A 14,879-nucleotide genomic window follows, 5' to 3' on the forward strand; every position below is an offset into this window, starting at 1 on the left:
CTTTTGATATAATGTATCGGCTTTTGTTATTAAGCCTTTGTTTCGTCAGTTACTTCTTCAAAGTTAACATCAGTTACGCCTTCGTCTTCAGAAGGAGCTGCACCTGCGTCAGCACCTGGAGCACCGCCCATTGGGTCAGCAGCACCACCTTCAGCTTGTTGAGCTGCGTAAATCTCTTGAGAAGCTGCTTGCCATGCTGTATTGATTTTCTCCATAGCTCCATCAATGGCAGTTAAGTCAGCAGAAGCGTGAGCTGCTTTAAGCTCAGTCAAAGCACCTTCAATAGCTGTTTTGTTTGGCTCAGAAAGTTTATCACCATACTCTTTCAATTGTTTCTCAGTAGAGAAAACCATTGCGTCAGCTGCGTTTACTTTTTCAATCTTCTCTTTCTCAGCTTTGTCAGACTCTTCGTTTGCTTTAGCCTCGTCACGCATCTTTTGAATTTCTTCGTCAGATAGTCCAGAAGAAGCTTCAATACGAATATTTTGCTCTTTTCCTGTTCCTTTATCTTTAGCTGTAACATTTAAGATACCGTTAGCATCTACATCAAACGTCACTTCAATTTGAGGAATACCTCTACCTGCTGGTGGAATACCATCTAAGTGGAATCTACCAAGAGATTTATTTTGATTAGCTAATGGTCGCTCACCTTGAAGAACGTGAAGCTCTACAGATGGTTGATTGTCGGCAGCAGTAGAGAATACTTCTACTTTCTTAGTAGGAATAGTGGTGTTAGACTCAATCATTTTAGTAAACACACTTCCCATAGTTTCAATACCTAAAGAAAGAGGAATAACATCTAATAAAAGAATGTCTTTTACTTCACCTGTTAAAACACCACCTTGAATAGCCGCACCTACAGCTACAGCTTCATCAGGGTTAACACCTTTAGAAGGTTTTTTGCCCCAGAATTTCTCAACTTCTTCCTGAACCTTAGGCATTCTAGTAGAACCACCTACTAAGATGATTTCGTCAATTTGACCGTTAGAGATACCAGCGTTTTTCATCGCTCTCTTGCATGGCTCCATCATTCTAGTGAATAAAGAGTCAGCCAATTGCTCAAATTTCGCTCTAGATAATGAACGTACTAAGTGCTTAGGTACACCATCCACAGGGAAGATGTATGGTAAGTTGATTTCAGCTTGAGATGAGCTAGAAAGCTCCATTTTAGCTTTTTCAGCAGCTTCTTTCAAACGTTGTAATGCCATTGCATCATGACGTAAGTCTACACCTTCGTCTTTTTTGAATTCGTCAGCTAACCACTCTATAATTACTTGGTCAAAGTCATCACCACCTAAGTGCGTATCGCCGTCAGTAGATTTTACTTCAAAAACGCCATCACCTAATTCTAAGATAGATACGTCAAAAGTTCCACCACCAAGGTCAAATACCGCTATAGTAGCATCTTTGTCTTGCTTATCAAGACCATAAGCTAATGCAGCAGCAGTAGGCTCATTTATAATTCTTTTAACGTCAAGGCCAGCTATTGTTCCAGCTTCTTTTGTGGCTTGTCTTTCAGAGTCGTTAAAGTATGCAGGTACTGTAATTACAGCTTCTGTTACTTCTGTTCCTAAATAATCTTCTGCTGTTTGCTTCATTTTTTGAAGAATGAAAGCAGAGATTTCTTGAGGAGTATATTGTCTATCACCAATTCTTACTCTTGGTGTGTCGTTATTACCTTTTTCTACATCGTAAGCTATAGTCTTAAGTTCTGAACTTACGTCAGTATACTTTTTACCCATAAAACGCTTTACCGAAGCAATTGTGTTTTTTGGATTTGTGATGGCTTGGCGTTTGGCAGGAGCACCTACTTTCTTTTCACCGTTTTCTAGAAAAGCCACTATTGAAGGGGTTGTTCTAGCTCCTTCACTGTTGGCAATTACTACAGGTTCACTTCCCTCCATTACTGCCACACAGGAGTTAGTTGTTCCTAAGTCAATTCCAATAATTTTTCCCATGTTATATTTATCGTTTATTAGTTCTTAATTGTATTTGATAATGTAATGAACAATCAATATGCCAAGGCCAAAAAGCCCACATAATTGTGACAGTTTGTCAGTTTCGAATGTTTTTTGTCAGAAAAAAATTAAGGACAGCCGCCAATAGTAGCCGAAAAGACAGACCCGGCCTTTATTTCAAACCCAGGGTTTAGCTTGATGTTTTTGCCAGCTTTGAATGAAGCCCCAGTAGGATTTGTGAGTTTATTAGTGGCATTTATAGTTTGTGCGGCATTGAAATAGAACGATTTAGAACCGTAGCTCAGATTGTCTTTTGTGGAAACTAGACTAAAGCTATTAGGGCAGTCAGGAATAACCTTAACTTTTATAATGTTTGATGTGTCGCTATAACAGGTGAAGTTTTTACAAAAAGCATAATAGCTAGTGGTGTCATTAGGAGAAACTATAATAGAGCTATTTGTACTTTGGTTGTTCCATTCTAAGGTATAGTCATTAGAGCAGGTAGAGGCATTAAAGGTGAGCGAGCTCCCTTTGTTAATGAGGCTGTCAGCGGTATTTGTAATAGTTGGTGCGTTAGGCTTTAAAAGTCCACCAACAAAGAAAGTACGAAAACCTTCGCATGATGTTCCTTCACCCCAAATGTATTTTAATTTAACAAAGCCATCAGAACCAAATAAGATTCCACCTGTATTTTGGTCAAGACTGAAAGTGACGGAATCTGGTTTGTTGTTAATAGAGAAGGTGCCACCTTTTGGTGAATAATCAGGAGTAACTAGACTTCCAATACATACTTGACTAGAGGGGTAGTTTATGAAAATTGCTGCGGTGGTTATTAAGGTATCAACTTTAGGACCTTGGTAGCCATAAATGTCAATGGCCTTTACGCTGAATTTATAAGAAGTAGATTCACTCAATCCTGTAAAAAGGTAATTCAAGGTGCCTGCAGGTACTGTGGTAAGTAAATTGTCGTCCTGGAAAATTTGATAGGAAGCTATACCCTTCGTATCTGTATCTGCAGACCAATTAAGTTCAAGACATAAAGGGTATAACTTTGAGAAAGTGAAATTCTTAGGTTTATCAAATATTATACGAGCATTCCCCCAGTCGGCCTGATTAGCAGCTAGGCTTCCATTACTGTTTTCCACTGCCAGTTCTATACTTTTATATCCTGCTATGTTCACGTCGATATTTAGAGCATCGGAAAGATGAGTGAGAATAGGGCTGGTGTATAGCAGAGTAGTTTCGCCATAGACTTTAAATATAACACCAGCACCACTATTAGAGTCATCATCAATACCAATGGAAGCTCTAAATTTGGAATGAAAACCAGTTTTCATTTTATAAACAATCTGAGAACCAGAGTGTGTACCAATTCCCTTACTGAAAGAAGTACCATTAATTTCCATGGTACTGCCATCTCCTTCGTTCGATGTTGCCCCAGCACTTTGGTCAAAAGCCACAGGTCCCAGTCCGTTTTGAATACTATAAGGTGTGTAGTTTGATAAATAAAGACTGTCTACAAAAGTGCTAGAAAGGCTCTGTTGACTTAGTATATTACTTACATTGACCGCTTGAGTCATGGTTATATTGCCATTTGCATCGGTTAAATAGCACCTGTAGGTACCACCAGAGCTAGAAAAGCTGGCACTATTTCCTAATGAACTAGCGTTAAAGTCATTTCCCGGAACCCATTTGTAACCAGCATAGCCACCAGGGGCTGTTAAAGTGACAGAGCCATTTGTAATGCTCATGCTTATTTCAGGAAGAGTCTTGGCGGCTATTGGTATAGAAGAGGTTAGGAAATTTCCAATAGTAATCGAATTGTAAAGGGAATTAGCAAATTTTACAAGGCCAGATTCTTTAAAGTGAACATTATCAACTCTGTCCGAGGATGTGAAACCGTCTGTTTCTGGACCTGCAAATATTTGGTTGGAAGTATTAATTAGAGCGTTTTGCCCATTGATAACATTTACCGAAGTATTGCCTTGGTAATAACTAGCTCTGCTTACCATCCAAGGGATATTGGAACCGAAATCTGTTCTGGTTTTTGTGATAAATGTATTTAGGTTGTTATAATAATTGGCTTGAGTAGTGTTAAGGTGCGTGTCTGATTCTCCTTGATGCCAAATGAGGGCTCGTACTCCATAAATGTTGGGATAATACTTTAAAGCTTTGTTGAAAATATTATAAGGAGCTCCTTGCGAACTACAGTATTGTCCCCCACTGAAGGGATGATTGGTGGCTCCACCGTTAGAACTGGTTACCCAGTTTTCAATACTAGTTCCACTAGCTGCTCCATTAAAAAATGCTACAGGAATACCTAGATTAGTTTCAATTAGGTTTCCAAGTCTACTGTAAGCCCATGGACTCTCTCCAGTAACTGAAATTTTATGACCTATGCTTATTGGTGTGAGTTGAGCGAAATTTGGGTAGGTGGCAAAGCAACCTTGATAGTTATTCTGACTTAAGACTTTTTCATTAAAATCTATCGGTACGGTTATGGTGTCAACTCCCGCTGCGTTAGACTGTCCTGAAATTAAATACACATCACCTACACCAACTCTATCAACATTAGTGCTGCTTAAAACGGAACCTGTGTTTACAATTCTAAGCTCTAGTTTATACCAGCCAGCAGGCACATTGTTTAACTGGCCATAAAACTGACCCTTACTGGGGTTTGATTTTATTATTGTCCAGTCAAATCCTGAAATGACTGCATTGTTAGTGGGATTTAATAGTCTGGCCTGTATAGAGCTTACAACTGTATTAGCGTATGTTCCAGCAATATATATTGTAGCCTGACTGCTTCCGTTTCTTTGGAAAACAGATTTGTTTAGTGGGAGGTCAATGTTTACTTGGCTAAAAGTGGGGATGTTTGCAGCAAGTAGAAAGACTATTACCTTTATAATTTTGGTCGTCAAAATACTGTCAATGTTAAAGTTTGTACTGAGCTTTCATAGTCATGGTATACAAAAGTATGAATTCTAGAGCCTAGGATAGAGAAAAAACGTCATACTTTATTTATCGGTAGACCTCTAACAAAAAAAAGACCCCCTTACGGAGGTCTTTGATTCCAAACGATAAGGAATTACCGTCTTATTTAACTTTTTCTACTATCGCTTTGAAAGCATCAGGGTGATTCATTGCTAAATCAGCTAATACTTTACGATTTAAATCGATTCCTGCAGTTGACAATTTATTCATAAAAACTGAATAAGAAAGTCCGTGCTGTCTAGCACCTGCGTTAATACGAACAATCCACAACTTGCGGAAGTTTCTTTTCTTTTGCTTACGACCAATATAGGCGTAACATAATGCTTTTTCAACAGCGTTTTTCGCTACTGTCCAAACATTCTTTCTTCTACCAAAATATCCTTTGGCAAGTTTAAGCACTTTTTTTCGTCTTGCTCTCGACGCTACATGATTGACACTACGTGGCATAATCTTTAAGTTTTTTGACTGGAGGCGACACGTTCAAGACGCATTCTTTTTAGCCTTTTGTCGGGTGAAACAATTGAACCAATAATTAATTAATGTTGATTAAAGAGCTAATAAGCTTTTAATACGATTTTCATCTGATGGATGAACAAGCGTAGTACCAGCCAGGATAGACTTACGTTTTTTAGACTTCTTAGTCAAAATATGACTATGAAATGCATGCTTACGCTTGATCTTACCTGTTCCAGTGATTTTGAAACGCTTCTTCGAACCAGAATTTGTTTTTTGCTTTGGCATCGATTTAAACAGTTTTAGTACAAAAAAGTAAATTGGGCTGCAAAGATACGAAAAGCTAAGACATTATCAAACCGAAAGTTTTTTTTCTATTCCATTAATAATGCACCTAGAAATCGGCTAATTTTGTGATACAATTTTAGTGAATCTTTACCCTCAATAATGCAGTTTTCCCACCTTCATAATCATACTCAATTTTCTCTTTTAGATGGTGCTTCAAGTATTAAAAAGATCTTTCAGAAAGCTAAGGACGATAATATGCCAGCAGTGGCTATTACAGACCACGGTAATATGTTTGGTGTTTTTGACTTTGTGGCTAATGCCAGCAAATTTGGAATTAAGCCTATTGTGGGGTGTGAATTATATGTGGTAGAAGACCATACTATTAAACAGTTTACCAAAGAGAAAAAGGATAAAAGGTATCATCAGCTTTTATTAGCAAAATCACCACAAGGGTATCAAAACCTTATTAAACTGTGCTCATTAGGCTACATGGATGGTCTTTATAGTAAGTATCCTAGGGTAACCAAGGCATTAATAGAGAAATATAAGGAAGGGCTAATAGCAACTACTTGCTGCTTGGGAGCTAGGGTTCCGCAAGAGATTTTAAGGCATGGCGAAAAGGCAGGCTTAGAAGAGTTTAAGTGGTGGCTTGACAGATTTGGAGAAGATTATTATATAGAAATTCAGCGTCATGATATTCCTGACCAGAACAAGGTCAATCAAGTTTTGCTTAAATGGGCTAAGGAATATAACGTAAATGTGATAGCGTCAAATGACTCTCATTATGTAGACCAAGAAGACTGGGTGGCTCATGATATTTTGTTGTGTGTAAACACCAACGAAAAAATGGCTACGCCCAAAATGAAGGACTATGATGATGAGGGCGGAAGTAAAAACGGAAGGTTTGCTTTTTATAATGACCAGTTTTATTTCAAAACTACGGCCGAAATGACGCAGCTTTTTAGCGACATTCCGGCGGCTATCGATAATACCAATGAGATAGTAGGGAAGGTGGAAACACTGGAGCTCAAGCAAGATATTATGCTGCCTAACTTCCCTATACCAGAGGAATTTAAAAAGCATGCTGATGATAAGCTAAATCAGTGGGAATACTTACAGCATTTGACCTACGAAGGTGCAAAGAAACGCTATGGTGAAATAACAGAAGAAGTAAAGGAACGGATTGACTTTGAGCTTTTTACCATTAGAACCATGGGTTTTGCTGGTTATTTCCTCATTGTGATGGACTTTATTGACGCAGGAAGAAAGCTTGACGTGATGATTGGTCCTGGTAGAGGTTCAGCCGCTGGTTCCGTGGTGGCGTATTGTATTGAAATTACCAATATTGACCCTATCAAGTATAACCTTCTATTTGAGCGTTTTCTTAATCCAGATAGAAAGTCAATGCCCGATATTGATACCGATTTTGATGATGAAGGTCGTCAAAAGGTTATTGATTATGTGGTAGATAAGTATGGCAAAAATCAGGTTGCCCAGATTATTACTTACGGTACTATGGCCACCAAATCTGCCATAAAAGATGTATCAAGGGTAATGGAACTGCCACTGGCAGATGCCAATTATATAGCCAAGATGGTTCCTGATAAGCCATCTTACGGAATAAACTTTGAGAAGCTTATTCATTATCCTGAAACGGGACCTCATAAGAGTTTGTCCTCTCTAGGCTTAAGTCCAGAAGAGGTGGCTAATGTTCAGAAAATTAGAGACTTCTATCATGGTACAGGTCTAGAGTCCAAGGTTTTAAAGCAAGCTGAAAAGCTTGAAGGAACAGTTAGGAACACTGGTATTCACGCAGCAGGTATTATCATTGCACCGCATGATTTATCAGATATTGTACCTGTGAGTACTTCCAAAGATTCTGATCTTTTGGTAACGCAGTACGAAGGGAAAATTATTGAGGATGCTGGGGTAATTAAGATGGACTTTTTGGGTCTGCGAAATCTTACGATTATCAAAGAAGCCTTGAGAATGATAAAGGAAAATCATGGGCAGAATATTGATAGAGATAATGCAACTGAAAAGCAAAAAAGAACCTTAGCTCTTTTAGAAGGAGGGATAGATTATATTCCTTTAGATGACCCAGAGACGTATGCACTTTTTCAAAGAGGAGAGACCAACGCTATTTTCCAGTTTGAGTCTGATGGGATGAAAAAGTACATGAAGGAGCTCAAACCTGATCAGTTTGGTGACTTGATAGCCATGAACGCCCTGTACAGACCAGGTCCTATAGCTTATATCCCTAAGTTTATTGATAGAAAACACGGTAGGGAAGAGATTACCTACGATTTGCCTGCCATGGAGGAGTATTTGGCGGAAACATACGGAATTACGGTTTATCAAGAGCAAGTGATGCTTTTGTCTCAAAAACTTGCAAACTTTACCAAAGGAGACGCCGATGTGCTTAGAAAAGCCATGGGTAAAAAGCAGATTGAAGTCTTGAATAAGCTAAAGAGTAAATTCTTAGATGGAGGTGCTGAAAATGGTCATCCTGTTGATGTTTTAGAGAAAGTATGGAAAGACTGGGAGGCCTTTGCTCAGTATGCCTTTAATAAGTCTCACTCCACTTGTTATGCCTTTGTAGCTTATCAAACAGCTTATTTAAAGACACATTATCCGTCAGAATATATGGCGGGTGTACTTACTTCTCAGCTTGGAAACATTGACAAGATTACCTTCTTTATGGAGGAATGTAGAGCATTAGGTTTACCTGTTTTAGGCCCTGATGTAAATGAGTCTGCCAAGCGTTTTGGTGTGAATGAAAACGGAGAGATTAGATTTGGGCTTGCCGGTATTAAAGGCAGTGGTGATGCAGCAGTAGATGATATTATTGAGAAAAGGAACGATGGTCCTTATAAAGATATTTACGACTTCATGACCAGAATTAACCTTAGAACGGTTAATAAAAAGACTATAGAGGCATTAGTTTACGCAGGCGGGTTTGACTGTTTTGAAGAAGTTTATAGAAGTCAATATTTTGCTCAATATCCGCAAGGCGGAAACTTCATTGAGATGCTTATTCGCTATGCTAATAAGATTCAAGAAGATAAGAACTCGGCTCAGGCTTCCTTATTTGGTGAGGCAGCTGGTGGAGGAGCGGTGGCAAATCCTGTTCCTGAAAAAGTAGAACCTTGGGGGAATATTGAAAGGTTAAAGTATGAAAAGGATGTAGTCGGTTTTTATATTTCAGGGCATCCATTAGACCAATTTTCTATAGAAATGAGTCTTTGTAAGCCTTTAGATACACTGATGCTTCCAGAGAATAAAGATAGAGATTTTAGTGTGGGTGGTGTGATAACCATGGTGCAGCATAGGCAGTCTAAGAATGGAAATCCATTTGCCATTTTTAAACTAGAAGATTATTCAGGCTCTTTAGAAATGATGCTTTTTGGTAAAGACCATGTCACCTTTAATAACTACCTGATGGAAGGGCAGTTTTTATTCATTCGAGGGAGAATACAATCGAGATGGAATAGAGACGATGAATTTGAGTTTAAGCCCAAAGAAATGAAGCTTCTTTCTGAGGTGAAACAACAACATTTTAAAGAGGTCAATCTGAAAATAGAGTTGAGCAAAATCAATGAAAACTTTATTAAAAACCTTAGAGAAGTGAGTACGTCTCATCCAGGTAGTTTTGAGCTTAAGTTCAGCATATTCGATAATGCGGAAGAGTTAAATCTGAACCTATTTAGCCGAAACTCTAAGATTGACATTAATAAAGATGTTTACCAAGAATTAAACGAACTGTTAGGTGAAGGGAATGTAACCTTTGCTTAGGCTTCTAATATTTTCAATAAGCACATAGGGAACGAAATCAAACGAAGAACAAATAATTGACAGCTAAGGCCGTAGCACAAAAAGCCTATCATGGCTAATAGGCAAAATCACTATGAAAAAAGACATACACATACCAGAAGTTAAAGACGTTTTTGTTGCTGTGATAAAAGAGTTTAATGAGATTTTCTCATGTGACGACTGGAATACTTATATCTTTAATAATAAGCCCATAGAACTAGAAATGGTCTTGGTAGTTTCTCATGGTTTTGATGAAAAAGACCAGACTACATTAATTAGAAAGCAAATAGACAAAATACCTGCTAACTCTTACGCAAAAATAGAAATGATTCAGCCAGAACTTTTTAGGCTGAATAATGAGTACAAGGTTACTTTCTTTGAGGGGAATAAATTAATGGATAAAACCTTCTTGTTCCCTAAAGATACCATCAAAGATGAAGCTTTGGAGATGGTAGAAGAGTTTGGGAAAGCTGGTGTGGTAGCTAGGTAAGCTTAATTTCTTTGGAGTACTATAAAAAATAAAGGTCTCATCATTTTAATGATGAGACCTTTTCTTTGTTAAACAGCTGAAATTAAGCTCTTTTTCCTCCCTTTAATTCTAATTTTAAAGCATTAAAAGCCTCCATGTCGCCTTTGGCAGCCAAAGCAGCTTGCTCAGGCCATGTGGTCGGATTGTTAGCATTATACCTTGTTCCGCCTTTGGCAACTAACATTTTTTGAATATCATCTGGAATAGCTTTTGATAATTTTTCAAACGTATCAATTCCATCTTCCTTCAAAAACGACTCTATTTTAGGCCCAATGCCTTCAATAAGCTTCAAGTTGTCACCAACAGTTGGTTTTCTCGTTCTGGTAGCTGTTACTTTTTTTACAGGAGCTTTAGCTACAGCAGGAGCAGGTTTAGGTGCCACTTGCTTGATAGGTGCTTTTGCTGTTGTACTTACTACCGCAGGTTTAGCCACTTCAGTTTTTGTGCTAGCTACGGGGCTAGTTTTAGGCTTAGGTGTTTTCGCAATAGTAACATTCACCGTTACAGGCTTAGGAGCTGGTTTAACAGATTTGACCTCTTTAGTTTTTACTTTTTTTTTACTTTTAGACTTCGTCTTTTTAGCTTTTGATTTATCAGTCTTCTTAGATTTTTTATCGTCCTTTTTCGACTTAGTGGCTAATTTAGGCTCAGGTACATCACCTTTTTTATGCTTTACTATGATAGATAGCATAGAGTACGTTTTCCCATCCTCTGTAAAGGTTTTCTTCAAGTCGAAAGATTTTATTTTTTTTACAGTTTTTAGGAATGATTTTAAGGCGTCTTTTGCCAGTTGTTTCTTAGACATTATTTATAGATGTTTTTATTTTGTTTCTTTTCAAAGCTAGAGTAGACTTATAAACTTAACAATTAATTAATATTAAATCAACCGTATGTTAATATTGGTGGTATTATTATGCTGTTAATTACCTTTTTGACGCTTTTATTAGATTAGAATGGGGCTTTTTGTCAATTTAGTTTCGGATAAACTTCTTGGTTGACATTTTATTATCAGTTTGAGATTTGAGGTAATATAAGCCTGCTTTTAAACTAGAGATGTCAATTCTTTGAACCCTAGAAGAGCTTTGCCAAGATTTTAATATTTTCCCTTCAGTAGAGAGTAGTTTAAATGAAACCAAAGCAGAATTATTAAGAGGAAGTGTAATGTGCAAATACTTTTCAGCAGGATTAGGAGCTATTTTGACTTCCCATTCCGGTTTTTCTTCCATGCTAGCGAGTATTTGTTTTATCTGTACTCCTCCCGTTTCAAAAACACAGCTGCCCTTTTTAATTTTCACGGTATAAATTCCGGGTTGACTTACCGTGACAAGGTTGGTAGAACCAAAATTTGTAGATTCATTATTTAGCTTCCATTCATAGGCCCAGCCAGCGTTATAATCTACTAACAAGTTCACCGTTTGGCCTGAAGCTAATTCTGTAGAGCCCTGTGCCGTGATGCTTCCGGCTAAATCTATTACATCGGAAGTTATTAAATCACTAATGAAAGTACATCCATTAGCATCCAGTACTGCAAGTTGATAAGTACCACTAGTTGTTATAGGAAAGTTGACACCTCTTGACAATATCTGAGCTTGACCATCTGCCCAAAAATAATTAAAAGGGCCGTTTCCTGTTACTTCTGCAGTTAAACTGCCTGATTCGCCATTGCATATGTCGGATACGCCAGTAATATTTACATTGGCAGATTTTACAATGTTTACTAAAACCGAATCGGAAGAAAAACTCTCAGGGTGCGATGATTTCAATTTGGTCCAATAAGTGCCTGCTGGAATAGCATTGTCTAAAAGGTAGGGTCCTTCCGCAACTTCATTACCGTTTATTTGAAAGTTTTGCCCTTCATTATTAGAAAGAATTACCCTAAACTGGTTTTCAGCGGAGTATTGGCCTTGGATAGTTGGTTTGTAGCGAATAATATCGTTGGAACAAATAGTATTAGAAACAGCAGAATTGACTAAAAGTTTTGGAACTACAGCCACATTTCCTTGAACAGGATTTGATGTACAGCCATTATCGTTACAGCTAATTTGGTACGAAAAACTAGCCTTCGGTTTAATGGTTTTGGAGGTAAGGTTATCATTTGTTAGTTCTCCATCCAAATTATTAAAGGACCAATTAAGAGCTGAACAGCCAGAAACATTAATTGTGGTAGGGTTTCCATAAGCTACCTCCGTTTCGGCACTTACTACGGGTTGTGAAATTTCAGAGCAGACATCTAATTTTATAAGTGTGTTATAAGTATTTAACCAGACATTCCCTGTTTGGTCAGTGAAGTTGTCATAAAAGCCAAAGATGTAGTCAGGGTACTGGCTTACTTTATTCCATTCGGAATTATAGAATTTATAGATTCCTGGTTCATTGGAATAAATTCTAGCGGTAAATATGCCGTTTTGGTAAGTAAGGTTTGAGAAATAGCCGTTTTGATAGGCTAAATTGGCTTCTATGTTAAATTGGTTTCCCTCTAATTTAAGTACATTATTATTCTCACGATTGAGAATGAGCGGATTCCCTAGTTCATCAAAAAATACCTGAGAAAAATTTTTGGGACAGTTTGAGTGCGTTTCATGGTTATAAACTTTTGTACTTAGGTCGTCAAGATTTATGGATACAAGCTCCGCATAATCGACATTATCGGTTGCAGTTCTTAACCAATATTTATTCCCCTTAAAACCCCAAGTATATGATTGATTATAAGCATTCTTTAATTTCGCGATGTCAAAAATGAATTCTAATCTGTCATTATTAAGTTTCAATAGGCGAGAATCCGTAGAAAATAGCATTCTGTTAGGGTCAAAACTTAGTAACTCTCCCGAGTCAGCATACTCAAAATCAATTCTTTCTAACAAGTTCATATTATCAGGGTTGAACTTCATTAGGCTGTAGACGGGGTCAGGGAATACACCAGAGAAATCTAAGCGTTTTGATACTTGTTGAAACAGCCATAAGTTGTTTTCATTATCTATTTCGAGCATTCGAATTTGATTTCCAATGAGGCCGTTTGTGTTTTCTGTATTGAAAACTTGGGTGTCATCGTTATTCAAATTATGCCTTAACAATCCATTGTTTGTTTGAACAAACATGTATTTGTTGCTGAGTTTTCTATCATATGTTCTTAGTTCAGTCGTGCTATCTTTGGTGGAGAATAATTCCCAATTATTAGGTAAACTTTCATTAGAAGTAGTCAAAACTCTTTCGGTAGTATATTGAAAGCCTTCTGCTTTTTCTCCCCAGATGAGATAATTACCACTTGAAACCTCTTTAGTCAATTTGTAAGTAGAATTAGGGGCTAGGTTTTGAAATATAAACCTATTTTTTTCCTTCTGAATGTTGGCTTCAGGTATATCAATAGTTTGATTGTTATCGGTTTTCTGTAAGGTGTAATTGGTGCTGGTTTGAGAAAAATCGTTTCGAATTATGGTAAAACTAGTAGGTAGGGGGCTTCTTAAATTGAAGTTGGAGTAGATGGACTCCGTTTTATTGAAAATATATTGAAATTCAGACCATGCTCCAGTCTCATTTCCTTTATAAGCACGTACACGCCACATGAAATCAGACCCAAAGAATGAAGCAGCCTTGCTAACTAAAGTGAAATTAAAAGTGCTTTTGTAATTATAACTAAAGTAATTTCTAACTGGGATAAAGCTTCCACTGTATTGCAAAATTTCTATTTCATACCCTTCCGCGTTTTGTACAGCAGAGAAGTTTAAGCGGTCATCAGAGTTTGCAGAAAAATCAATGTATTTTTTATTAAATGTGTCTTCAGGGACAGGGATGGCGAGCTTATTTGATTCTCTAGTAATTTTAGAAATATTTGACCAAGGTGAAGTTCCATTGTCATTAATGGCTTTTACTCTAAAATAGTATTGGGCATAGTTGGCATATTCATCAAAGTAAATGGAATAGAAACTCGTAGTATCTGAGAAAAGGATATTGTCAAATGTTGAATTTAGGGCTATTTCGTAATAGTATTTATTTGCTTCTGAAACTGGCTTGAAAGAGTAATATGGAACATTTTGGCTATTTGTAATCGCTGTTTCTAAAACTGGACTAGGGGGCACTACGTCTATAAATCTGAGGTTTTGACTGGCATAGGCTCGGATTAAGTTTCTAGCCTCAGGGTGAAAGCTTGACATGGTAGATGAGCAGTAACTCATTACCGTTCCCAACTTATCATCTATGGCATTTTCATAACAGGTGCCTTCGGCAGGATAACAAAAGTCTAAAGGACCGTTTTCCCAGCTGCAGCTCTGCGTATGTGGAGAACCAAAATTATGGCCTATTTCATGAGCCATGGTTTTAAATTGTCCCCATGGAGATACGTTTCCATTGGCTGATGCTAAACCACCTGCTCCGAGAAAATTCTTGGTAGGCAGGTACATATAGAAGTCAAAATCTTGAGAGAAAATGTTGTTTTGAAGAACGTTTTCTCGTAAAAGTGAAAGCATTCTATAAATATCAAACTCGTTTTTATAGGGGTCATCATTTTCTGACTTCCAAATATGCACTTCACTTACGGTAAGTTTAGTGTTAATCTCTTTTTCATAGAGCTTCGAAACCTTTTGAATCATTTTATTTAATTCAAAGCGGATTAGCTCTTCATTGAAATAAAAGTGTTGATAGGTATCGTAATCAATATCTATGGCAATTTTAGCCACATAAAATCCATCTTCGCTTACTTTAAAATTTCTTGTGTCAATGTTTTTTAAAATTGACAGGTCGAGCTCGCTTTCGTCAAATCCACAGGAGAATACAGTCGTGGAATCTTGAGAAAAAACAGGAAATTGAAAGCTAAGTAGTATTAAAAGAAATGTGACTTTTAAAGTGTGCAC

General features: G+C 37.4%; 8 protein-coding genes. 2 read left to right on the forward strand and 6 right to left on the reverse strand.

The window, feature by feature from the left end; genetic code table 11:
* Nucleotides 1-29: 29 nt before the first annotated feature.
* From dnaK to rpmI, 4 genes are all read right to left on the reverse strand, one after another.
* Nucleotides 30-1,958 carry a molecular chaperone DnaK gene (gene dnaK / locus AC0L6O_RS10575; RefSeq protein WP_473308411.1) on the reverse strand — a complete coding sequence of 643 codons (1,929 nt, stop codon included), beginning with the start codon at nt 1,956-1,958 and terminating at the stop codon, nt 30-32.
* 128 nt (nt 1,959-2,086) lie between these two features.
* The gene (locus AC0L6O_RS10580) at nt 2,087-4,879 is read right to left on the reverse strand and encodes an NPCBM/NEW2 domain-containing protein (protein WP_473308412.1); all 2,793 of its coding nucleotides are present in this window, start codon (nt 4,877-4,879) and stop codon (nt 2,087-2,089) included.
* Nucleotides 4,880-5,054: 175 nt separating this feature from the next.
* Nucleotides 5,055-5,399 (reverse strand): 50S ribosomal protein L20, encoded by a 345-nt coding sequence (gene rplT, locus AC0L6O_RS10585; RefSeq protein ID WP_341225443.1) that lies wholly within the window; start codon nt 5,397-5,399, stop codon nt 5,055-5,057.
* Between the two features lie 99 nt (nt 5,400-5,498).
* Entirely contained in the window at nt 5,499-5,693 is a 195-nt protein-coding gene (rpmI, locus tag AC0L6O_RS10590) for a 50S ribosomal protein L35 (protein WP_341225442.1), read from the reverse strand.
* Between the two features lie 159 nt (nt 5,694-5,852).
* Here rpmI and dnaE point away from each other — a divergent pair, with 159 nt between their 5' ends.
* Nucleotides 5,853-9,488 carry a DNA polymerase III subunit alpha gene (gene dnaE, locus AC0L6O_RS10595; RefSeq protein WP_473308413.1) on the forward strand — a complete coding sequence of 1,212 codons (3,636 nt, stop codon included), beginning with the start codon at nt 5,853-5,855 and terminating at the stop codon, nt 9,486-9,488.
* A gap of 112 nt (nt 9,489-9,600) precedes the next feature.
* Nucleotides 9,601-9,996 carry a hypothetical protein gene (locus tag AC0L6O_RS10600; RefSeq protein WP_473308414.1) on the forward strand — a complete coding sequence of 132 codons (396 nt, stop codon included), beginning with the start codon at nt 9,601-9,603 and terminating at the stop codon, nt 9,994-9,996.
* Between the two features lie 82 nt (nt 9,997-10,078).
* Here AC0L6O_RS10600 and AC0L6O_RS10605 read toward each other — a convergent pair whose 3' ends face one another.
* Together AC0L6O_RS10605 and AC0L6O_RS10610 are read right to left on the reverse strand one after the other, a co-directional pair.
* Nucleotides 10,079-10,840 carry a hypothetical protein gene (locus tag AC0L6O_RS10605; protein ID WP_473308415.1) on the reverse strand — a complete coding sequence of 254 codons (762 nt, stop codon included), beginning with the start codon at nt 10,838-10,840 and terminating at the stop codon, nt 10,079-10,081.
* Nucleotides 10,841-11,006: 166 nt separating this feature from the next.
* A complete protein-coding gene (locus tag AC0L6O_RS10610) occupies nt 11,007-14,879 on the reverse strand; it encodes a M12 family metallo-peptidase (RefSeq protein ID WP_473308416.1) in 3,873 nt (1,290 codons plus the stop codon).

The sequence above is a fragment of the Arcticibacterium sp. GJ41-1 genome (assembly GCF_055808875.1).